Origin of the sequence: Treponema primitia ZAS-2 (genome assembly GCF_000214375.1) — a bacterium.
GTDB classification, from domain to species: Bacteria; Spirochaetota; Spirochaetia; order Treponematales; family Breznakiellaceae; genus Termitinema; species Termitinema primitia.
This window is the reverse complement of the sequence record NC_015578.1, coordinates 1-22,547: the sequence shown is the minus strand read 5'-3', so window position 1 is coordinate 22,547 and position 22,547 is coordinate 1. Positions and strand designations below refer to the sequence as shown.

21 protein-coding genes are annotated in these 22,547 nt (G+C 50.7%); 9 read left to right on the top strand and 12 right to left on the bottom strand.

What is annotated here, in order from left to right; all coding sequences use genetic code 11:
* Nucleotides 1-6: 6 nt before the first annotated feature.
* Together TREPR_RS00110 and TREPR_RS00105 are read right to left on the bottom strand one after the other, a co-directional pair.
* Nucleotides 7-1,074, bottom strand: coding sequence for a sulfate ABC transporter substrate-binding protein (locus tag TREPR_RS00110; protein ID WP_015706227.1), 1,068 nt, complete (start codon nucleotides 1,072-1,074; stop codon nucleotides 7-9).
* A 111-nt stretch (nucleotides 1,075-1,185) separates the two neighbouring features.
* Complete coding sequence (locus TREPR_RS00105) at nucleotides 1,186-2,388, bottom strand: threonine synthase (RefSeq protein WP_015706226.1); 1,203 nt, start codon at nucleotides 2,386-2,388, stop codon at nucleotides 1,186-1,188.
* 90 nt (nucleotides 2,389-2,478) lie between these two features.
* Here TREPR_RS00105 and thiS point away from each other — a divergent pair, with 90 nt between their 5' ends.
* The 6 genes from thiS to hemB are packed head-to-tail and all read left to right on the top strand — an operon-like array spanning nucleotide 2,479 to nucleotide 7,231.
* Nucleotides 2,479-2,691, top strand: coding sequence for a sulfur carrier protein ThiS (thiS, locus tag TREPR_RS00100; protein WP_041611300.1), 213 nt, complete (start codon nucleotides 2,479-2,481; stop codon nucleotides 2,689-2,691).
* Nucleotides 2,685-3,089, top strand: coding sequence for a M67 family metallopeptidase (locus TREPR_RS00095; protein WP_015706224.1), 405 nt, complete (start codon nucleotides 2,685-2,687; stop codon nucleotides 3,087-3,089). The genes thiS and TREPR_RS00095 overlap by 7 nt, the downstream gene beginning before the upstream one ends.
* Before the next feature lies 1 nt (nucleotide 3,090).
* Nucleotides 3,091-3,669, top strand: coding sequence for a precorrin-2 dehydrogenase/sirohydrochlorin ferrochelatase family protein (locus tag TREPR_RS00090; RefSeq protein WP_015706223.1), 579 nt, complete (start codon nucleotides 3,091-3,093; stop codon nucleotides 3,667-3,669).
* Nucleotides 3,666-4,667 (top strand): hydroxymethylbilane synthase, encoded by a 1,002-nt coding sequence (hemC, locus tag TREPR_RS00085; protein ID WP_015706222.1) that lies wholly within the window; start codon nucleotides 3,666-3,668, stop codon nucleotides 4,665-4,667. Before TREPR_RS00090 ends, hemC begins: the two co-directional genes overlap by 4 nt.
* Nucleotides 4,664-6,244 (top strand): uroporphyrinogen-III C-methyltransferase, encoded by a 1,581-nt coding sequence (gene cobA, locus TREPR_RS00080; RefSeq protein WP_015706221.1) that lies wholly within the window; start codon nucleotides 4,664-4,666, stop codon nucleotides 6,242-6,244. The genes hemC and cobA overlap by 4 nt, the downstream gene beginning before the upstream one ends.
* Nucleotides 6,245-7,231, top strand: a complete 987-nt coding sequence (hemB, locus tag TREPR_RS00075; RefSeq protein ID WP_015706220.1) for a porphobilinogen synthase — start codon at nucleotides 6,245-6,247, stop codon at nucleotides 7,229-7,231.
* A gap of 25 nt (nucleotides 7,232-7,256) precedes the next feature.
* Here hemB and TREPR_RS00070 read toward each other — a convergent pair whose 3' ends face one another.
* Both TREPR_RS00070 and thrC read right to left on the bottom strand, forming a co-directional pair.
* Nucleotides 7,257-8,783, bottom strand: coding sequence for a mechanosensitive ion channel family protein (locus tag TREPR_RS00070; RefSeq protein WP_015706219.1), 1,527 nt, complete (start codon nucleotides 8,781-8,783; stop codon nucleotides 7,257-7,259).
* A 21-nt stretch (nucleotides 8,784-8,804) separates the two neighbouring features.
* Nucleotides 8,805-10,109 carry a threonine synthase gene (thrC, locus tag TREPR_RS00065; protein WP_015706218.1) on the bottom strand — a complete coding sequence of 435 codons (1,305 nt, stop codon included), beginning with the start codon at nucleotides 10,107-10,109 and terminating at the stop codon, nucleotides 8,805-8,807.
* A gap of 88 nt (nucleotides 10,110-10,197) precedes the next feature.
* Here thrC and TREPR_RS00060 point away from each other — a divergent pair, with 88 nt between their 5' ends.
* Nucleotides 10,198-11,223, top strand: a complete 1,026-nt coding sequence (locus TREPR_RS00060; RefSeq protein ID WP_015706217.1) for a LacI family DNA-binding transcriptional regulator — start codon at nucleotides 10,198-10,200, stop codon at nucleotides 11,221-11,223.
* A gap of 34 nt (nucleotides 11,224-11,257) precedes the next feature.
* Here TREPR_RS00060 and TREPR_RS00055 read toward each other — a convergent pair whose 3' ends face one another.
* Genes TREPR_RS00055 through TREPR_RS00045 form a run of 3 tightly spaced genes read right to left on the bottom strand, consistent with a single transcriptional unit; the run spans nucleotide 11,258 to nucleotide 14,729 of the window.
* The gene (locus TREPR_RS00055) at nucleotides 11,258-12,199 is read right to left on the bottom strand and encodes an ABC transporter substrate-binding protein (protein WP_015706216.1); all 942 of its coding nucleotides are present in this window, start codon (nucleotides 12,197-12,199) and stop codon (nucleotides 11,258-11,260) included.
* A 55-nt stretch (nucleotides 12,200-12,254) separates the two neighbouring features.
* Nucleotides 12,255-13,220 (bottom strand): ABC transporter permease, encoded by a 966-nt coding sequence (locus TREPR_RS00050; RefSeq protein ID WP_015706215.1) that lies wholly within the window; start codon nucleotides 13,218-13,220, stop codon nucleotides 12,255-12,257.
* A gap of 15 nt (nucleotides 13,221-13,235) precedes the next feature.
* A complete protein-coding gene (locus TREPR_RS00045; protein WP_041610941.1) occupies nucleotides 13,236-14,729 on the bottom strand; it encodes a sugar ABC transporter ATP-binding protein in 1,494 nt (497 codons plus the stop codon).
* Between the two features lie 157 nt (nucleotides 14,730-14,886).
* On the opposite strand from TREPR_RS00045, the gene TREPR_RS00040 reads away from it, so the two are divergent.
* The gene (locus TREPR_RS00040) at nucleotides 14,887-15,747 is read left to right on the top strand and encodes an RsmE family RNA methyltransferase (protein WP_015706213.1); all 861 of its coding nucleotides are present in this window, start codon (nucleotides 14,887-14,889) and stop codon (nucleotides 15,745-15,747) included.
* Between the two features lie 9 nt (nucleotides 15,748-15,756).
* Nucleotides 15,757-16,545 carry a hypothetical protein gene (locus TREPR_RS00035; protein ID WP_015706212.1) on the top strand — a complete coding sequence of 263 codons (789 nt, stop codon included), beginning with the start codon at nucleotides 15,757-15,759 and terminating at the stop codon, nucleotides 16,543-16,545.
* 41 nt (nucleotides 16,546-16,586) lie between these two features.
* On the opposite strand, the gene TREPR_RS00030 is transcribed toward TREPR_RS00035, so the two are convergent.
* The 5 genes from TREPR_RS00030 to dnaA form a co-directional block, all read right to left on the bottom strand.
* Nucleotides 16,587-17,795, bottom strand: a complete 1,209-nt coding sequence (locus tag TREPR_RS00030; protein ID WP_015706211.1) for a hypothetical protein — start codon at nucleotides 17,793-17,795, stop codon at nucleotides 16,587-16,589.
* A gap of 3 nt (nucleotides 17,796-17,798) precedes the next feature.
* Complete coding sequence (locus TREPR_RS00025) at nucleotides 17,799-18,377, bottom strand: DciA family protein (RefSeq protein WP_015706210.1); 579 nt, start codon at nucleotides 18,375-18,377, stop codon at nucleotides 17,799-17,801.
* Nucleotides 18,374-19,483, bottom strand: a complete 1,110-nt coding sequence (gene recF / locus TREPR_RS00020) for a DNA replication/repair protein RecF (RefSeq protein ID WP_015706209.1) — start codon at nucleotides 19,481-19,483, stop codon at nucleotides 18,374-18,376. Before recF ends, TREPR_RS00025 begins: the two co-directional genes overlap by 4 nt.
* Before the next feature lie 23 nt (nucleotides 19,484-19,506).
* On the bottom strand, nucleotides 19,507-20,610 hold the full coding sequence (gene dnaN, locus TREPR_RS00015; protein WP_015706208.1) for a DNA polymerase III subunit beta: 1,104 nt from the start codon (nucleotides 20,608-20,610) through the stop codon (nucleotides 19,507-19,509).
* A gap of 197 nt (nucleotides 20,611-20,807) precedes the next feature.
* On the bottom strand, nucleotides 20,808-22,247 hold the full coding sequence (gene dnaA / locus TREPR_RS00010) for a chromosomal replication initiator protein DnaA (protein ID WP_015706206.1): 1,440 nt from the start codon (nucleotides 22,245-22,247) through the stop codon (nucleotides 20,808-20,810).
* Nucleotides 22,248-22,547: the final 300 nt, after the last annotated feature.

The window sequence follows — 22,547 nt, the reverse complement described above, 5'->3', positions numbered from 1 at the left end:
ACGTCCCTATTTCTTCTTCAGTTCCGCTATGATAGTGTCAAATTCCCCACCGTCAGAAAAATAGTAATCGTGAACCTTTCTCCAGCCGCCGAAGTAATCATCAATATGAACCAGCTTCAAATTGGGGAACTGGGTCACAAATTCCTGGGCTATCTGCGGGTTTGAAGGACGGTAGTAGTTCCTCCCGGCTATCCTCTGGCCCTCATCGGAATACAGGTAGCTCAGGTATTCCTTGGCCACCTCAAGGGTTCCGTGCCTGGAGGTAATTCCGTCCACCCAGGAAACCGTGGGTTCCGCCAGGATACTCAGGGAAGGAACCACAATCTCAAACTGATCCTTCCCAAGCTCATTGATAGAAAGGAAGGCCTCATTTTCCCAAGCCAGGAGCACATCCCCCAGGCCCCTCTGTACAAAGGTATTGGTGGCCCCCCGGGCACCGGAATCCAGGACCGGGACATTATTGTAAAGCTGTTTCACAAATTCCCTGGCCTGGGCATCGCTGCCGTATTTTTCCTTGGCAAAGGCATAGGCCGCAAGGTAATTCCACTGGGCCCCGCCGGAAGTCTTGGGGTCCGGGGTTATGATCTGAACGCCGCTCTTTACCAAATCATCCCAATCCTTAATATTTTTGGGATTTCCCGCCCGCACCAGAAACACGATGGTCGAGGTATAGGGGGAACTGTTGTTTGGGAGCCTCGTCTGCCAGTTTGAGTCAATGATGCCGGCCTTATCGCCTATCTGCATCACATCGTAGGCCAATGCCAGGGTAACCACATCCGCTTCGTTACCTTCAATAACGCCCCGAGCCTGTCCCCCGGAACCGCCATGGGACTGCCGGATGGTTACCTCAACCCCGGTCTTATCCTTGTAATACTTTGCAAAGGCATCGTTATACTCCCGGTATAACTCCCGGGTGGGATCATAAGAAACATTGAGCAACTCAACGCTGCCCTTCTGTTCTGTCCCACCAGCGGAGGCGCTTTGTCCGCCCGCACTGACCCCGCCTATCGCTGCAAAAAACAGGGAAACCACTAATGCATAGGGTACTATTTTACCAAAACCTTCTCTTTTCATTTTTTCCTCCTTTTATATCCTACTAAATATAGATATTTAATATCATATTGTATCGAGAATTTCCTGTCAAGCGAATTTAGAACAGCCTAAAAAAATTAAGTATCGATAAGATCAAATAGTCCCATCCACTGGGCAATAGTTTAGTTTAAATTGCAGGGTATCGGGATATTTAATACCCGCGCCGGTATTCAGCAAAACCGCCGTTTCGTCCGCCTTGAGCCAGTTTTCGGCCCTTAGTCTTTTCAAGGCCGCCAGAACCGCCGCGCCTTCCGGACAGACAAAGGCGCCCTCCGTCGAAGCCAGTTCCGCAAGGGATTCCAGTATTTCCCGATCCTCCACCGCGACCGCACAGCCGCCGGTTTCATACAGGGCTTCCAGGACCAAAAAATCCCCCAGCGCCTTTGGAACGTTAATGCCGAAGGCGATTGTCTTTGAATTGGGGAAAAATTCACTTTCTTTTGCCTTTTTACGGTAAGCCTCCACAATGGGAGCGCAGCCGGAAGCCTGGACCGCCACCAGCCGGGGCAATTTCTCCCCGATCCAGCCCAATCCCTGCATCTCCTTTAAGGCCTTATAAATCCCGATAATCCCCACACCGCCACCTGTGGGGTAGGCAATGACGTCCGGAACCTGCCAGCCTAATTGTTCAACAATTTCATAACCCATGGTCTTTTTGCCTTCAATACGGTAAGGCTCCTTGAGGGTACTGACATCATACCAGCCGTGGGCAGGGATGGACCGGGCCAGAATTTTGCCGCAGTCGCTGATAAGCCCCTGGACAAGGTACACTTCTGCCCCGGCGGCTATGCTTTCATTTCTGGTGATCCGGGGCGCATCCTCGGGCATGAGGATGTGGGCCGAAATACCAGCCCTGGCGGCGTATACTGCCCAGGCGGCTCCGGCGTTACCGTTAGTCGGCATAGCTACATGGGTCACACCCAATTCTTTAGCCTTGGACACCCCTACCGCTGCGCCCCGGGCTTTGAAGGTCCCGGTAGGGATCACTCCTTCGTCCTTCATAAGCAGATTGCCAAAATCATATTTAGCGGTAATTTTTGGAAGTAGGGTAAGGGGCGTAAAACCTTCGCCCAGGGACACAATATTGCTTTCATCCAGAACCGGCAACAGTTCTCCATAGCGCCAGAGCGTGGCAGGACGGTGCCGAAGTTTGTCCGGGTTTACCTTTTTACCCACACTGATCAGATCATATTCGACCAGCAGGGGAGAACCGCACCGGCAAAGGCCCTGCAATTCCCGGTGATCATAATGCGCGTGACACTTGGGACATATCAGTCCAGTTATAGAACTTTTCATATTAATTATAGGTAAATAGTATGATGATTTATGTCAAGGGGCTTGCAAAAAAGATGTAAACATGTAATAAAAACCCTGGAGGAAGCCGCGGTGACAGTTACAACAAATGGAAAAAAAATTGAAGTTTCCGGGGAAATCAGCGTCAGCAAGCTGCTTGAAGAAGCCAAGGTTGAAATGCCCGAATATGTCAGTGTCCAGCTAAACGATGAAATGATTTTGCGGGCCAACTTTGACACCACCCTGGTGAAAGAAGGCGCTGTTGTTGAATTTCTCTACTATATGGGCGGCGGTGGAAGATGCTGATCCTGCCCAAGGAGCATTTTGACCTCATGATAGCCCATGCGGTCCAGGGGCTTCCCAACGAAGCCTGCGGTCTCTTTGCGGGCGAAACTGTAGGGAACGAAAAAACCGTCAAGGCGGTATACTGCCTTACCAATACAGACAAAAGCGCAGAACATTTTTCCATGGCCCCGGAAGAACAGTTTAAGGCTATCGCGGATATACGAAAAAAGGGCTACACCCTGCTGGGCAACTTCCACAGCCACCCTGCTACTCCCGCCCGGCCTTCGGAAGAGGATATACGTCTCGCCTTCGATCCCTCCTTAAGCTACATTATCATCTCCTTAAAAGACCCGGACCCGGCACTGAAAAGTTTTATCATCCGGAACGGCGCCGCTTCAGAAGAACCGGTTCAGGTATAGCATGCCCTTTTTTCCCCTATTCGTGGACTTGAATGGTCAGCATTGTGTGGTGGTGGGCGGCGGTCCGGTGGCAGCCCGAAAAATGCAGGCCCTAAGCGATTTTGGGGCAAAGGTCCTTGTCCTAACAACAAAGGCCTCAGAGGAAGTCCACTCCCTTTCCCGGCTGGCCCGCATCATCCTGAAAGAGCGCCCCTATGGCGGCCCGGAAGATTTAGCCGGGGCAAGCTTGGTAATCTCCGCTACCGATAACCGGGAACTGAACGCCCGGATAGCCCAGGACGCCAAAGATGCGGGGATACCCGTAAATATTGCGGATGACCCGGAGTTGTGTACCTTTTTCTTCCCTGCTCTAGTACGGCGGGGAGATCTGATCGCAGGTATTTCCACCTCCGGAGCCTGTCCCCGTCTGGCAGCGCGGCTTCGAGAACGTCTTGATGAAGCCTGGTCTCCTGATCTTGGGAAGTCCCTGGAATTACTCAAAGAACAGCGCCACCGTCTCAAGAAAACGAAGAATACTGCTTCTATAGTTGAGGAACTGGACCGTCTGATCTCCGAAATACTTGAGGAGCAAACGCATTGATTCGTGAAATTCGTATAGGCAGCAGGGAAAGCGTATTGGCCATAGCTCAAACCCGCCTAATCATGGACCCCATTATGCGGGCCCATCCTGAACTATCCCTGCGGTTGGTTACCATGAAATCCGAAGGGGATCTTAACCCGGACCTGCCCCTGGGCTTCACTGGGAAGGCCCTTTTTACCGGTACTTTAGAGCGGGCCCTAGTTGCGGGGGAACTGGACCTCTGCGTTCACAGCCTTAAGGATATGGCGGAAACCCAGCCAGAGGATCTGCCCATCCTGGCAATACCAAAACGGGGTAATCCCTGGGATATGCTAATTCCACCCCAGGATTTTTTCCAGGGCAAAGATGAAAAAGATATTTTTACAGCCCTTGAAAAGGCTCTCCCCATCGGCTGTTCCAGTCTCCGGCGGCGTATTCAACTCCAGGCACTTGCCCCCGAGCTGCATAGCGCCCCGATCCGGGGCAATGTTCCCACCCGCCTGTCCAAACTTGACAGTGGTCAATACGGGGCACTGATCCTTGCGGCTGCAGGGCTGGAACGGTTAGGCATTACCCGTCAGGGTGGACGTCTTTTTTCCCTACAGGAAATGATCCCCGCCGCAGGCCAGGGTACCCTTGCGATTCAAGGCCGGCGTGGTGAAGACTACCCCTTCCTGGAGCTTTTACGTGACCCGATTTCCGAAGAGGAGGCGCTAGCTGAACGGGCTCTTATCAGAACCCTGGGATGCGGCTGCTCATCCCCCGCTGCCGCCTATGCAAAAATCTCGGGAAATGAAATTTTTATTACCGGTATGTATACTCCCCTGGAAACCGAAGGAATCGGCCTAGCCAATGTTACTAATATAGATGAAATACCCTTCGCCCGGGAGGAAATTTCCGGTGATCGGCGACACGCCCTTCAGTTGGCGGAAGAATTAGCCCGTCGGCTCATCCAAGCTGCAAGCCGGGATCCCGGCAGGACTCCGCAGCGAGACGCGCCGGAAGGCGGCCGTCGATGAAGGGTAAAGTTTGGCTTGTGGGCGCCGGGCCGGGAGATCCGGGACTATTAACTTTGAAGGGAAAAGAAACCTTACAGCAAGCCACTGTGGTTGTTTATGACCGACTGGTTTCTGAAGCCATACTTTGGACCATTCCCCCGGAAGCCCGGCTTATCAACGTTGGAAAATCTTCGGGAAACCATCCTGTTCCTCAGGAAGAAATAAACCGCATATTGCTTGAAGAGGCACTCCGGGGAGAACAGGTTGTCCGGCTCAAGGGAGGAGACCCCTATCTTTTTGGCCGGGGCGGTGAGGAAGTCCAAATCCTTACTGCAAAGAAAATTCCTGTTGAAGTGATAAGTGGTATTAGCTCCGCCCTTGCGGTTCCGGCGAATGCGTGTATTCCCCTGACCCACCGGGACCTGAGTTCCTCGGTTCACATCATTACCTGGCAAAGAAAAGAGGGGACCCCCACCGATGAAGCCCTGACCGGTCTTTCCCAGGCAGGAGGCTCCCTGGTTATCCTCATGGGATCCGCAGCGTTGAAAGACATAAGTGTCCGCCTGATAAAAGCGGGATTTAACCCGGATCTTCCCGCTGCAATTATTTCACAAGGCTCAAGCCCCCAGCAACGGACCTGGATTACCGCCCTGAACAGGATGGGAGAAACCGCAGACTTTGAAGGTCTCGTTTCTCCGGCGTTAATAGTGATCGGCCATGTCTGCTCTTTAGGAAAACCAACAGCGCCCAGCCAAATCCAGCCGGTAGAAGCCCAAGCACAGGAAGCTCGCCTTCAGGAGAAGAACTCGCCGGACTGCGGGAACCGGACCCTAGAGGGAATTCGCATTGTGGTAACCCGACCCGAACCGGGAAATGCCGACCTCTGCCGGCGGATACGGGAACTCGGCGGAGAAGCCCTCCCTATCCCGTGCATCAAAACCATACCCCTGGAGAATGACGCCGGCCCCCTTTTTTCAGAGAGATTCACCGGGTGGATAGTATTTACTAGTTCAACCGGGGTAGATATGTTCTTTGATCAGTATCTCTGCGGAGGAGGCGATCTCCGCAGTTTTTCTGCCTGTCGCTTTGCTGCGATAGGACCCGCTACAGCGGAAGCCCTGAAATGGCGTGGATTTATTGCTGACCATGTTCCCCAGGTCTATAATGGACGGAGTTTGGGTGAAGAACTGGTAAAGAAAATAAATCCCAAAGAACAAATCCTCCTAATCCGTCCCCGGCAGGGCGCACCGGACCTGGGAGAAATCCTCTCTAATAGCGGCGCCTCCTTTCGGGAGTTAACGGTCTACGATACGGTTCCTGCGGTAATAGGGGATTATGCCCGGCAGGTCATTGGGGAGGGGCGTTTTGATTATCTGTTCTTCACCAGCCCTTCGGCAGTAAGCACCTTTAGGGAAACCTTTGGAAAAAACCGTGGAGACTTCCTGCAGAAACCGGTCAAGGCAGTCTGTATCGGCGAAGGTACGGCAAAAAAAGCCCAGGAATACGGCATGGAAACCTATGTTCCGGCAGAAGCAAGTACCAACGCCATGGTGCAGCTTCTCTGTGATTTAATCCACAACAAAAAAGGAAATAATTAAATGGATTTAACAGAGCGTCCGCGCAGGCTGCGTGCAAACGAAGGGCTCAGGTCTATGGTCATGGAAACCCGGGTTTCCAAAAACGCCCTGGTCTATCCCCTCTTCATCCGGGAGGGACAGGGCATTGTAGAGGACATCCCCTCCCTGGATGGACAGAAACGCTGCACCCCGGACAAGCTGCCCTTTTTGCTGGAAGAACCGGTATCCGCAGGGGTACGGAGCATCCTGCTCTTTGGCCTTCCGGATCATAAGGACGAAACCGGAAGTTCCGCCTGGGACGAAAACGGCCCGGTTCAAAGGGCGGTTAGAGAAGCAAAGCGGGCTTTTCCCGAACTTACGGTTATTACCGACGTCTGTCTCTGCGAATACACCAGCCACGGCCACTGCGGGGTGATAAAGGACGGCATTGTTCAAAACGACGAAACCCTGCCCCTTCTGGCCAAAACCGCCCTGTCCCATGTCCGCTCAGGGGCCGATATAGTCGCCCCTTCGGATATGATGGACGGGAGAGTCGGTGCAATCCGCTCCGCCCTGGACAGCGAAGGGTTCGAGCAACGGGCGATCATGTCCTATGCGGTAAAATATGCCTCCGCCTTTTACGGCCCCTTCCGGGACGCAGCGGGTTCAGCCCCAGCCTTTGGGGATCGGAAGGGGTACCAGATGGACCCCCACAACGCCAAGGAAGCCCTGCGAGAAGCCCGGCTTGATACGGAAGAAGGCGCCGACATCCTGATTGTGAAACCTGCTTTACCCTACCTGGATATTCTGTACCGGGTCGCGTCAGATTCCCTGCTGCCTGTAGCCGCCTATAGCGTAAGCGGTGAATACGCCATGCTGCGCGCCGCCGCCAAGGCGGGCCTTTTGGATGAACCCCGTGTAGTATCCGAAGCAACAATTAGCATCTTCCGGGCCGGCGCACGGATACTGATCACCTATTACGCCCCCCAACTGGCCCGATGGATCGATGAAGGCAGGCTTGACCGGTAAATTACCGATCAGCCTCACTGCCCGATCACCCCTTCTCCGGCGTGGCCCGGGGAACTTCGTTGCGAGTAGATCCTGAAGGCAGCGTCGTCCCATTGTCAGGGGGCAGCCGGATCTGGTAAGCCGGCGCCGTCAGGCTTATGCCCGCTTCCCTGAAACCGTCCTGCAAATTTTGATACAGTTCCGAATAGATGGCGGGCACCAGTTCCACTTCCCTGGTATACACGTTGATCTGATACCGGGCGTAATAATCATCCAGGGCAGTTTGTAATACATAGGGGCCGGGCTTCGCTTCCGTATGGGAAGTCTTTTTTGCAGCATTAATAAGAATCTCGTGTACCTGCCGCCAGGGAACCGCATATCCCATGGTTACATCCGCATAAAGTATCAGCCCTTCTTCATTCTCCGTTGAGGTATGATAATTAACAATCTTTGAAGTGAGAACCATGAGATTAGGAACGGTAACATATTCATTTTTATGGGTAACTATTCTGGTGACAATAGGGGACTTCTCAACCACAAATCCCACAGTATCGTTAAGCTTTATCCGGTCGCCAATTTTAAAAGGCCGCATATAGGTGATCACCATCCCGGCCACCAGGTTTCCTATGGCAGTACTGGACCCCAGGGAAATGATGATACCCACAAATACCGAAACTCCCTGAAAGAATTTTGATTCTGAACCGGGAAGGTAAGGAAATATAATCGCTATCATGAAGGCATACAGGAGTATCCGCAAAATATTAAAGGTCGGCCGGGCCCAGTCGGGGTAGAACCCCGGTATCACCAGCCTTTCTTTTTCAATACGGACGGTGAAAAATTTAAGGGACTGTATCACATATCGGGTTATGATAACTATAATCGCAATGGTAAATATATTGGGAATATAACCGATTATCCCCAGGGCAATACTTTTAAGGGGATTCAGAATATACCCGAACAGAACCGAGGCAAGGTTTTTTGTCAGGGTAAACAGACTGAATACAATAGGAATGGTGAGAAACAACTGAAACACGGTAACAATATATTTTGCTATTTTTAATAATGAAAAAAGTATGCTGAGGATCTGCTTGGTATCCATTATGTGGAATTTTTTTATGGTCAGGGACTTGAAATGTTTTGACCCATATGCGGAAAGCTTTTCCTGAAACACTTTAAAAAGATACCACACGAACCGGATTAACAAAATCTGGAAAAGGATGATTGCTGCCGCGATCCCTAAGCGTATAAAGATATTCAAGTTGAACGGCTCTTTTTCAACGGCGAGTTTTATTTCTTCGCCCAAACCCTGAGCGTTTTCTATGATTTCCTGCGCAGGAAGCTCTCCGGTTAAATCCGGCGTCGGAACTTGTAGGGCCGAGGAAGGAAGAAAAGGTTCAGCCGCATTTGCGCCGGCGCTACCATCCAATTCCGGGGAGGGTAGCGCCGGAACTTGCTGCAAGGTTGGGGAGATTAGCTCCTCGCTGCCGCCTTCCTGAGCAGTTGTACTGCCGGGAAGGAATAAACATATCAATTCTATGAACAAAACAGAGGACACAAATTTCCGAATCTTCATCGTCGCCTCCTTTCCGATAGTTTAACTACAGCTGGCTATGGCTCCTTCAAGGGCATCAAGTTGAGGCGGAATATCCGCCATGGGATCGGTCTTTTTCCAAAGATTGGTAAATTTTTCCGGAATATCAACCGGCTGTCCGGTGGCTTGCGTGACCAGGTCGGCATGTTTAGCCGGGTGCCCGGTGGCAAGGACCACCACATGGCCGTTAAACCCTTTGGATTGGGATAAACGCTGGGCAGCAGCAAAGGCCACTGCGCCGTGGGGATCCAGCATAATATGGTATTTTTTCCAGGCCTTTTCTATGGCCAGCAGGGTAGTCTTATCATCGATAGCATCGGGATATACCATATTCCGCATCACCGCCGGCGCTTCACCATAGAATGACGCCAGCCGTTCATAATTTGACGGCGCACTCACATCCAGGGCCGGAGAATTGGTTTGAATCAATTTTCCCGGTTTAAATTCTCCCCCCCTAATATAGTCCCCAAAAGCATTATTGGCGTTCATGGCGGCAATAAAACCGTTTACGGGCATCCCCATCTTCCAGGCATAGAGACCGGCTATCAAATTGCCGAAATTTCCCGCCGGTACACTGAAAAGAAGATCCCCGGACAATTTCTTTTTCAGTTTAATAAAAGCATAAAGGTAATAAAAAACCTGGGGAAGGAGTCGGCCTATGTTTATTGCATTGGCCGTGGTAATACTGTAGCGATCCGCAAAGGGCAGGTCCTTTATGGCTTCGATGATAATACGCTGGCAATCGTCAAAGGTACCCCGAAGCTGTATGGGAATAACATTGCCCCCATTGGTACTATAGGACTTTGGATCCAAGCCCCGGACAGGCCCGGAAGGGTAGAGTATAACCGAAGTTATGCCTTTGCGTCCGGAAAAGGCATGGGCTATGCTGAACCCCGTATCTTCCCGGGCTGCAGAAAGTATCATGGCCTGACCCTCATTTTTGAGGAGTTCCTCCATAACCGCTGCCAGGAAAGCAACACCAAAATCTTTAAACACACCGGTAGGTCCGTTATAAAGACTTAATACTGAAAAATTATCATCCAGCTGTATCAGTTCCGGCTCAAAGTCAAAGGCGCTTTCGGCTACCCGGGCTGCGGAAAAAGGATTCAGCTCCCCCTGTAGCAAGGCCGGAGCCACGGTGGCTACCAGTTCGGGAAAGCTGGTATCCGTATCCATATAAAGAAAATACTGCCGCATATCAGGCACTGTTGCGGGAACATAGAGCCCACCGTCTGAGGGCAAACAGCGCAGGATCACATCCTTAAAAGAAACAAGTGGACTTTGTGACCGTGTAGACCTAAATTGCATTATATCCTCTGTTTTATTAATTATCCGTATTTACTTATACTTTCTATAGTACTCCCCAAAGGGCGTATGGGCAAGTATAATACTCAGAATGAAGCAAATTACCATCACCGATATTGCCAGGGAGGCCGGAGTTTCCAAGGCCACGGTATCGCGGGTATTGTCCAACCCCCAGCTGGTAAGCGAAAAAACTACGAAAAAGATACTCTCCATCATTGATAAATATTCCTATACCCCAAATGTCCTTGCCCAGGGGCTCGCCGGGCTGCCCACCAAAAACATCGGTGTAATCGTTGATGAATTTCCCAATACTTTTTATATAGAGCTGGCAGAGGGCATTGACAGCGTAATTTCAGCTAATAATTACTTTTTTCAGGTCATGAGTTCCCATTGGCTGCCAGAACGGGAAGCCCAGGGGATCCGCTCCATGCTCATGAACCGGGTTGACGGCATATTAATTGCCCCGATTTCCCCGGAGTCCCTGGCGGTGGACCTGCTTAAAAAATCCGGCCTCCCCTTTGTGCTGATGAACTGCAACTCCCCGGATCCCGATATATCCTATGTCTGCTGCGATAATTACAAGGGCGGAAGCCTCATGGCGGAACATATCAATTCCCTGGGCCGGGAACAGGTGATAATCATCTCTGTGGCGGACCATCAGTCGGTACAGGATCGGCTTGCGGGTTTTGAGGACCATCTTCACGCCGAAACCAACCGGGTAACCCGGTACTTCAACGCTAAGACCTACCAGGACGGCTATAAACTCGCCCCGGACCTGGTGGAACACGATTCCATCAGGACAAAAAAAACCACCCTCTTTGTGGCAAACGACTATGTAGCCATGGGGATTGTGGTCCGGCTCATGGAAATGGGCATCCCCATTCCCGCCCAGGTTGCGGTAGCGGGCTTTGATGATATCCGTATTTCCGCCTTCTGCAAGGTGCCCCTTACCACGGTTTCCCAGTCGGTCTTTGATATGGGGCGGATTGCGGCGGCATCCCTGATGCATCTTATCAAAAAAGACGGCCAGGCGCCCTTCAAGCACACCATCGAACCCCGTCTCGTAGTCCGGGATTCAACCTGCCCTCCGGTGCCAAAAAAAGAGGGCGCCCTTTAGGATGCCCTCTCTCTGTTTCATAAAAAACTTTTAACTAAAGGCTATCAACATTTTCCTTGGTAGCCACAGTTACGCCGGTATCAAACCTTTTCTGAACCGCTTTGCCCTGGAGCACATCCACCCCAAGCTGCAGTCCCTGGTAACCCATCTTGTAGGGATTCTGCACCATGGTGGCCTGGAGAACATCACGCTTGATCAGCGCAGTGGTATCCGCAGAGGAGTCAAACCCAACAAGTTTTACCTTACCCGCTTTCCCGGCCTGCTCAATACCATTGCCGGCGCCAATGGTGGCGCCTTCATTACAGGCGTAGATGCCGACAAGGTCGGGGTTGGCAGTCATGAAGTCCGTGGCGATATTGAGTGCCCTAGTCCGATCCCCGTCGGAATACTGGGTCCCCACCACGGTGATGTTAGGATATTTGGTTTTAATCTGATCCTTAAACTCATTCTCCCGGGTCATGGTGGTCCCGGCGCCCGCCTGGGCATTGATGATGGCGATTTTACCGCTTCCGCCGATTTGCGCGGCAAGGGTGTCCGCAGCGAGCCGTGCGGCGGCGGCGTTGTCGGTGAACAGGAAGGAATCATAGTCCTCGGTATTGGCACCAGAGTCTACAAAAATTACCTTGAGCCCTGCTTTCTTGGCCTTCTCAATTCCCGGAACCAGAGCATCTGCATGGTTCGGCGCAATCAGCAGTATCTGTATTTTCTGGGTGATGGCATCTTCCACCATCTGGAGCTGTGTGGCGGGATCATTTTTCCCAGCCGGTGCATTGAAGGTAAGGTCAATATTACCCAGTTCCGCAGCCTTGGCTTTGGCGCCGTTCTGAATGTTCAGCCAATATTCATCCATGGCATCCATGGCTATGAAAATAGCTTTAACCTTTCCACTGTCGTCAGCTTTACCACCGGCCCAGATTGGCAGAACACCAACCAGCGCGGCAAAACATACCGCGAGTAATAAAATTTTCTTTTTCATCTTTCCTATCCTCCTGCATATTTTATGATCCCCATAAGAGGACCATGTTGCAAATTTAATCCTTCTTCCGCATCCTATCCAGGAATACGGAAGCCACAATCACGATGCCGATAACAATTTTCTGAATAAAGGGAGATACCCCGATCAGGTTAAGGCCATTCCTGAGAACTCCGATGACGAAGGCGCCGATAAACGTCCCCGCCGCAGTTCCCTCACCGCCCATGGTGCTGGTGCCGCCAATGACCGAAGAGGCCACCGCGTCCAGCTCATACCCGTCCCCTCCTGCAGGCTGGGCGGAGATGATCCGCGCCGCCATGATAAGCCCTGCAAAAGCCGCCAGAAGCCCTGAAAAAACATACACCGTGATCAGAACTTTTTTGGTGTTTACCCCGGAAAGTCGCGCCGCTTCGAAGTTGCTTCCCGTGGCGTAGACATGCCTGCCCAGCTTCGTCTTTGCCAGGATAAATCCAAAAACAACCACCAGAAGCACCATTACAATAACCGGGTTCGGTATGCCCAGGGTACTTCCGGTTCCCAACACCGTAAAGCTTTTCGGCAGGCCGCTGATGGGAATAGCCTGGGTCAAGGTCAAAGCCAAACCCCGGGCTATGGTCATGGTTCCCAGGGTTGCGATAAAGGGCGGGATATTGGCAATGGCGACCAGTATGCCGCCGACCGCCCCGGAGATCGCCCCGGTGACCAGCCCGGCGCAAATTGCCAGGGGTACCGGCAGCTGGGCCCGCATGACCAGCCCGGCCACCATGGCAGACAGGGCGATGTTGGAACCGATGGACAGGTCAATGCCCCCGGTGATAAGCACATAAGTCTGCCCAATGGCGATGATGGCGATCACCGCCGTCTGGGTAGCCACGGTCAGGAGGTTGTTCACCGAAAAGAAGTAGGGGCTTAATATGGAAAAAACCACCCCAAGGATGAACAAGCCGCTGAAGGTTGACAGCAATTGTTTCTGTGACCGGGACACCTGTATTTTCAAACCGCTTTTTGCCGCACTATCGCTCATAAATATCTCCTGTCCTTAATATTGGGTTGCATAATGGAGGATTTCTTCCTGGTTAGTATCTTTCGTCACCAGTTCCGCAGTAATCTTGCCGTTGCACATAACAATAATCCTGTCAGACATGCCCAGCACCTCAGGCAATTCGGACGACACAAACATCACGCCGATGCCGTTCTTTTTCAGTTCATTGATAATATTGTAGATCTCTATTTTTGAAGCCACGTCAATGCCCCGGGTCGGCTCATCAAAGATCACCACCTGGGCATCTCGCATGAGCCATTTTCCCACCACTACCTTCTGCTGATTTCCCCCGGACAAATTCCGCACATACTGTTCGACGCTGGGAGACTTTATTTTGAGGCTCTGCATCATCTCTTTGGATTTTTTCGCTTCCAGATTTTTGCTGATAATCCCGAACCTGGATATGATATCCAGACTCGGCAGGGTGATGTTTTCTGCAAGGGTCATCTTGACACAGAGGCCGTCCTGTTTGCGATCCTCAGGGGCGCAGAAAAGCCCGTTGCGGATGGCGTCCCTGGGGCTGCGGATAGCCACGGGTTTCCCGTTGATTATTACTTCCCCGCCGCTCATCCGGTCGGCGCCGGAAATTGCCCGAACCGTTTCAGTCCGGCCGGCACCCATGAGTCCCGCAAAGGCGAGGATCTCTCCCTTGTACAAATTGAAGGAAACGTTTTTTACCCCCGCGCCATGGGGGGAGGACAGGCCCTTTACCTCCAGCACCTTTTCTCCCCGGCTTACTTCTATCCGGGGGAATTTTTCTGTCAGGTCCCGGCCCACCATAAGGCTGATAATTTCCGGAAGACCCGTTTCGGCAAAGTTAAGGGTCTTAACGTACTGTCCATCCCGCAGAATAGTAACCCTGTCCACAATGCGGGACAGCTCCTCCAGGCGGTGGGATATATAGATGATCCCCCGGCCTTCGCTTTTCAGCAGGGCAATTACCTTAAAAAGATCCTCTATCTCCTTTTCTGTCAGCGCCGAAGTGGGTTCATCCATGATAATTATCCGGGCGTTCATGGACAGGGTCTTGCATATCTCCACCATCTGCCGTTTGGAAACCGGCAGTTCGCTCACCCGGGTATTGGGATCAATGTCCAGGTTAAGCTGCTGTAAATAGCCCTTTGATTCTTCGTTCTGCTTTTTTGTATTAAGAAACCCCGTAACCGTAAATTCCCGGTTCAAAAAAATATTTTCCGCCACCGTCAGGTGGGGGCAGAGGTTCAATTCCTGGTGAATGATCCCTATGCCCAGGTTCTGGGCGGTCTGGGGGCTCAAGTCACCGCTTATCTTATCCCCGTTAACATAAAAATCCCCCGCATCCCGGGTGTAGACCCCGGAAATGATCTTCATCAAAGTAGATTTTCCCGCCCCGTTTTCACCCAGCAGGGCATGAACCTCACCGGGCCGAAGATCAAATTTGACATCCCTCAGGGCCGCAACGCCGGAAAATGACTTCGATATGTGCTCAACCGTAACTAAATCGACCGCCATATTGTATTCAGCACCCCCCTTAAACAGCAAACCGGGAAATGAAACCGGTTTCATTTTTCTCTATCAAAAAAAGTTTCTTTATTAAAATGATATCCGGGGTTTTCCAGTTTGTCAAACAAAATTTTACAAATATTCTCTTGTATGATATACCTATACCGTGAACATCATCCTCTTTGAACCCCCGGAGCTGGGAAAGCCCCTTCCCAAGCGGGACGAACGGACCATACACCTGCTCAAGGTGCTGCACAAAAAACCCGGCGATACCTTTGACGCGGGAATCCTCAGGGACAAGCCGGGCATTCCCGGAGAAGCCTCCCGGGGCGCCGGAAAAATCGAAGCGATAGAGCCGGACGGGGCCTTAGCCTATTCCCTGGACCTGGACGAAATCCCGCCCCCCCGCTTGCCCATACGGATAGCCGTGGGTTTTCCCCGGCCCATACAGATACGCCGTATCCTGCGGGACCTTTCCAACCTGGGCCTGGAAGCGGTGGACTTTATAGGGACCGAGCTGGGCGAAAAGAGCTACCGGGATACCAAACTGTTTACCGATGGCGGCGCCCGGGCCGCTCTTATTGAAGGGGCGGTCCAGGCCCGGGATACCACCATCCCGGAACTTTCACTCTATCCCAGCCTGATAGAGTGGCTGGAAAAACGGCCCTGGGATAAAGCCCCGGACGCGGGGAACTCTCCGGCTAAAGCCGATGTTGCAAGGGGCGCCGGGCAGGAAAGCGCCACTTGTAACGAAGTTTCCCGCGCAACTTGCAACGAAGTCCCCCGTGCACTGCTGATTGCCCCGGACAATGTCCGCCCCTCAGGCGCCATGGCGAGCCTTCCCCCCCACGGGGGGCCGATAGTCCTGGCCATAGGCCCGGAACGGGGCTGGTCTGACCGGGAACGGGACCTGCTGGACAAAGCCGGCTTTGCCCGGCTCTCCCTAGGGAACCGGGCACTGCGCACCGAAACCGCCTGTATAACAGCGGCAGTACTGGCTATGGAAAAAATCGGGGCGCTTTGGTAAACTGTCCCCATGAATCAGGATCAGATAAAGGCCACGCTCCTTTCAATAGAGGACGCCCCCATGGATTTCACGGTTATCCTTTCGGGCAAAAAAAGCGTGAAGGTAAACGGCCTCTATAAACCGGACACTCGGGAAATCATCATCCACAACAAAAATTTTGATGACGACAACCTGCTCCTGTACACCGCCATCCATGAATACGCCCACCATCTTCACGCCTGTTCCCAGGGAGGCACGCTCCCTTCCCGGGCCCATTCGACGGAATTCTGGGCCATACTCCACGCTCTTCTGGAAAAAGCCGAAGCCCGGGGTGTCTACAAAAACGTCTTTACCGAATCCCCAGAACTGGCGGAGCTGACCGAGACCATCCGGCAAAAGTGCCTCCTGCAAAACGGCAGCCTGGTGAAGGAATTGGGAATGCTGCTCCTTAAAGCCGGTGAACTCTGTAACGCCATCGGCGCCCGGTTTGAGGATTATATAGACCGGGTCCTCTGCATACCCCGGGCCGCAGCCAAGATGTCCATGAAGATGTTCGAATACGACCTGGACCCCGCAGTCGGCGCCGATAACATGCGCTTCCTGGCGGGAATCAAAAACGAAGATGACCGGATGACGGCGGAAAAATCCCTGCTTGCGGGAAAGAGCCCGGACGCAGTAAAACTGGAAGCTAAGAAAAAACCTGACGATGAGGATCCCCGGCACAAGCTGGAGAAGGAGAAAATACGGCTGGAGCGGACCATCGCGTCCCTCACCAAGCGGCTGGATGAGGTTGAACGGGAGCTGGATGCGGGGGAGTAGCACCCAGCCAAGAACCCCCCACGAAAACGGACTCTTAGCGTTTATATCTCAACATCATCTTGATACTCGATCTGTGCTGTTTCTATATTTAGCACTTCTGTATAAAATCGGCGAAGGCTTTTCTCGCCGCCTATCCAGCAGAGCACTATGTATTTAACGCCAAGCTGTTTGCCTATAGAGACTGCCGATTCATCGCTTACAGCGCCGGACAACTGGAATTGCTGCTCGGCATCAATCAAAGCCTGATCTGAACGCTCAATTATCGTAAGCTTCCCCGTCTGAATAATGGTCTTTGTCAACTGGTTAACAACATAATCAATCATATCGCGCTCTGTGGATCGTGTTTTCATAATTGATATGTTTGTCCCGGATGGCAGTTTTGAATGTAGCGCGTCAACTGCCTGCTTGATCGCCTTCTCAGTCAATCCGCTTTTATCGTTGAGAAGTTCTGACAGTCTGGCATTAGCAGCGTTATCACTTGCAATAGATTGCCTTAGAATGTCGGCATTTATTTGGGCGGCAACACTGCCGTTTTCGCTGCTAATTATATCGTATTGCTTTATAGCTTCCTCATAATTGCCATTCTTAACGAGAGCCAAAACCGCTTTCATCTTCCCTTTCAAAACTTTGTCTTTTGAAATTTCATTCATCAGCTTACGATTCTCACTGACAATATAGGGAACTATATCGTTGGAGAAGCCGCGCATTTGGGAATCAACTATACTCTTGGCAAGTGTCAATGTATCAGAAAGCTCACCAGGCGATGAGCTGGTAGAATAGGTCGAACCTTTTTTTACAACCTTTCCAACCGGCATATCAGTCCTTGAACTAATTATGCTATACGAGAATTCTATGGAGGCATCACGTTTATACGTGATTAGGGTATAAGGTTTCCCATCTTTATCTTTAACTTCCTGTGTTTCCTGTGAATCTTTCGATGTAATGATTGTGAGTTCACCTGAAAATATCCCATCTGCATTTGGATCCCCAGGGGCTACCATGGTAAACTTTCGGGTACCCGTAATCAGCGCTGTCGCTTTGTCCGTTAGATACCGTGTAAGCTGTGCAGTATCAGAGCCGTCAATCCCGCTTACATTTTCGAATGGCTTAATACCCAGCCGCTGTATTCCGGTTGTGTCTATTGTGGGTAGCCTCACCGACTTGATTGGAACATCTGTAGCGCACGAAATAATACCCATTTCCAACACCAACATTGTTATAATTAACGACCGAAAAACATTCTTCGTCATTTTTTACCCCAATTTATTCCTGGAAATAATCCCTTCTTCCAACCGTTTCAGAGTTTCCCTGAAATTCTCGTCGCTTATTTTCCCGTAAGGGTCGCCGCCGTCCGATTCTATGGCGCCGGCCTGTTCCCCAAGGGCTTCCCCGGAGCTTTCTGCTAAGCCCACATCTCCCCCGGACCCCTCCTCCGGACTCGCCGGGTGAAGTTCCACACCGGAACCATCCCCCGAACCCGCTGGGCGCGTCTCCGGCGCAGTGCCTCCCGGCTCCATACCGGCCCGTAATTGGCCCGGCCCTGGCGGCTCCCGGCTCAAACGGAAGGCAATGCCGGTAATGTTCTGTTCCGGGAAACGGCGGCGCAGGGTGTCCAGGAGATACTTCTCTTTTGTCTGCAAAATCTGTATCCACCCGGGGTGGTCCGCCTCCACTAGCAGGACAGAGCGTTCCAGCTCCCGGACCCAGGAGTGGGCAGCGATCTTGTCCCCCGCAATGGACTGCCAGGAGGAAAATAAGTCCGAATATTCCCGGGCGGTTTTCAGAAAACCTTCGTCAAAAAATGAGGAAAGAAGTTCACCTGCTCTTTTCATGCATCTCCCCGGGCGGATGCCCGACCGCCCTGCATATAATACACCAGGGTATCGGATTTACGATACCGCTCATAGGGTTCCTCGGGGAGAAAGGTATAGAAGGCCTGATCATAACCGGGCATCACCGAAAGGAGGCGCCGCCGCTTTTCCGGGTCCAGTTCCAGGAGCACGTCGTCCAGAAGCAGCACCGGATTACGGCCCGTCATTTCGGAGAAGCGGCGGGCCTGGGCAATGCGCAGAAGCAGGGCCAGAAGGCGCCGCTGGCCTGTGGAGGCCTTGGCGGAAAAATCGGCGCCGGCGCAGGTAAAGCCGTAACGGTCCCGGTGGGGCCCGGACAGGCAAAGCCCTGCGGAAAGATCCATATCCCGCCGTTCCTCCAGGTATGCTGTAAGGGATTCGAGGCCCGCAGTTTTTCTGTTCCAGGAAGGAGTGTACCGTACTTCAATCCCCTCTATTTCCGCCACTGTTTCGTAGAGGGGCCCAAAGGTTTCAGAAAAGAGCTTGGCTGCCTCTTCCCTTTTTTCCATGAGACGTAAGCCGTAGACTGCCATCTGGGAGTCCAGGGCATCAAGAACAGAATAGACCTGACTGCGGTTTGCATTTCCCTGGGCTTCCCTCAGCACGGCATTCCGGGTTTTTAAAATTTTACGGTACCTTCTGAGGTCATCCAGATACACCGGATCATAGAGGCTTAAACACTGATCAAAAAACCATCGCCGCCGTTCCGGAGCGCCGGCAACAAATTCCATGTCCTCATGACAGAACACAATGCAGGGGCTTATCTCCAGAAGATCCTTCCGGTCCTCCAGGGGTTTCCCGTCAATGGTAACCGATTTTTTTCCTTTTTCAAATTTTACCAGTATCCGGTTGTAGAGTGAACCGGATAGTTTTACTGCTGCAGAAAAATCCTTTTCTCCGGTACAGACAACTTCGTTATCCCGTACTCCCCTGAAAGAAGCGGCATAGGAACAAAAATAGAGGGCTTCCAAAAAATTGGTTTTTCCCTGACCGTTTTCACCGACCAGAAATATGTCCTTTCCCCGCACATCTACTTCAATATCCTCAAGGTTCCGGAAAGCAGCGGTTCGCAGGGTTTCAAAGGGCATGGTTCAGCCGTTTAAGAGCCGGATTAATCGAGCTGCATGGGCATAAGGATATGGAAGAAGTCCTTTTCCGGCGCCGGCTTTATGGTTATCACCTTGTTTGGCTCCGTAAAGTGGACACTAATCTCTACCTCGCTCATAACCTTAAGGGGCTCTTCAATGTACCGATAATTAAGGGCCATGGACACATCCTCCCCTTCGTACTTACAGGGTATCTCTTCCTTGGCGGTCCCTATATCGCTTTCCTCTGAAGAAATAGACATAAGCCCCGGGGAAACCCCAAGGTATACCCGCCGGGATTTTTGTTCCACTAGAAGGGAAACCCGCTTCAGGGCATCCAGCATTTCAAGCCGGTTCATGGAAAAGGAATAGCTCTGGCTTTCAGGAATAACCCGGTGATAATTGGGGAACTGGCCTTCAATTAACACTGAAGAAAGCTGATAGGAACCAAACTGGATAAAAATTATCTTATCCGTGATAGAAATGCTTACAAACCCTTCATCCCCGGCCCACCTCATAATGGTATTGAGAATCTTTGGAGGTACTATAATGCCGGCAAAGTCCTTTATATTTGCGCCAACAGGTTTATCGATATAGGCCAGGCGCCGACCATCGGTAGCAACCATGATAAGCTTGTCCGTCTGTTTTTCAAAAAACACGCCGTTCATAAAATACCGGGTTTCATCATCAGAGACCGCAAAAACAGTCTGCTGTATCATCTCCTTGAAGTCTTTAACCGGCAAATCAAAAGCATCATTATTATTTGGCACGGGAAATTCGGGAAATTTATCCGATGCAATGCTTTTCAGCTGGAATTTTATCTTTCTCTGGGTCGGCTTTATGATGATCCTCATATCCTTCTGGTCAAATTCCAACTCCCCATCGGGTATGGAATTGAGGATCCCAAGAAATTTCTCTCCAAATACCGTGGTAGATCCCGCTTCCTCGACCATAACCGGGACCCGGGTCTCAAAATTGACCTTTATATTCGTAGCCTTGATGATAAGGGAATCATTCTCCGCTTCCAGGTAAATATTGGAAAGAATTGAAATTGCATTCTTGGAGGAAATGATTTCCTGGGCTATGGCAATTTCCTTGAGTAATATGCTTCGTTCACATGTAAACTTCATATTCTATTTCTCCTATTTATATATATAAACTAATAGTAGTATTAGTAGAGGGCCCAGGAATGTGGAAAAATCATTTAATTCCTTATAAAATAAAGAATTATGCTTTCCACATTTTCTGGAAAAGTTACCCTGTTTTTCCACAGTTTCCACATATGCCAAAATAATCCACCGTTTATGCTCCATATAATAACACTTTATTAAGATTTGACGCTACTGTCCTTTATCAGCCTGATAAGGGTCTGTATCAAAGATTCGGTCTGGGGATCAGAACGGATCTTTTCTTCTATTTTTTGGCAGGAATGCATTACCGTGGTATGATCCCGGCCCCCAAAGAACTGCCCAATTTCGGTAGTTGAATTTTCAGTCAGCTCCCGGGTTATATACATAGCAAGCTGCCGAGGGGTGACGATATTTTGGGTCTTTTTTCTTCCCTTTAGGTCATTTGGCGATAAATGATAGTGCTCGGCGATGACCCTTTGTATTATATCGATAGACATTTGGCTTGTTTTAGAGGAATGGATTATGTCCTTAAGCTGCTGCTGGGCAATTTCCAGGGTCAGGGTCTTTTTCCCAAGTACCGTATAGGCGATTAATTTATTCAGGGCGCCCTCTAAATCCCGGACATTGGTGGATATATTCTTACTTACAAAGGTGATTACCTCATCGGGGATGGAAATGCCCTGGAATTCGACCTTCTTTTTCAGAATGGCGCACCGGGTTTCATAATTAGGGGGTTGCAGATCCACGTTCAAGCCCTGGGAAAACCGGGATTTTAGCCGGTCAGTCAAATTTTTCAGTTCCGAAACAGGCCGGTCACAGGTAAATACGATCTGTTTTTTGTCATTGTAAAGGGCGTTAAAGGTATGGAACAGTTCTTCCTGAGTTTGATTGCCCTTGGCCCCCAGGGTATGGATATCGTCAATCAGAAGCACATCCACATACCGGTACTTGTTCTTAAAAGCCGGCATTTTGCCTTCCCCAAGGTACTGGATAAACTCATTCATAAAGCCTTCAGCGGTGATATAGATGATTTTATTATCCGTACCTTCGTGGATATAGTTTCCAATAGCCTGCATGAGGTGGGTTTTGCCCAAACCAACGCTGCCGTAGATAAGGCAGGGGTTGTAAGCGGTTCCCGGATTTTTTGCAACGGCCTGGGCGGCATTGGCGGCAAAGTTGTTGTCGTCGCCGATGACGTACTTATCAAAGGTATAGTCCTCCCGCAGCTGGGGATGGCGTTTTTTATGTGCCATAGTAACGCCCTGGATGGGCTTTGGCGTAACTTGCGAAGTTCCTCGCGACACTTGCAACGAAGTTCCCCGCGTAGGGGCAAATTCCGGAACAGGTTTTCCCTCAGCCGGTGGCAGGACAGGATCCTCTTTTGTTCTGGTCTTGATAATAAAGACAATGGATATATTTTTACCGATAAGTTCTCGAATTTTGCCTTCGATATAGAGCTGATATCGGGTTTTAACCTGATCCAGGTAAAATAAAGAGGGAACCCCTATGGTTAATTCATTTTCTGAGGCGCCCAGATACTCCAGGTTGAACCACATGGCAAATTCTTGCTCCCCCAGTTCTTCCTGGATCTGGCTCATTGTCTCTTTCCAGATTAAATCGTAATCCCCGTCAGCCATGGTTCCCTTTATATGAAATTTATTAACATATTATCCACAGGAGATAATCATATATCAAAATGAAAAAAAAAGATATATTTATGTTACATTATGGGAGTACCTTAAAACATGAATAGTATAAGGTTTGTAATTCATTGTATTGTATATAATTAGTATTGATAAAAATACAATTTACGAAAAAGCACCTCCGAGACATTTTTTACTGTCCCAGTATCTACAGATTACAGACAAGATATACACAAGTTACCCACAAGAAAACAGGGAAATATAACAGCCCTATCTATAGAAAGTGATTTTACT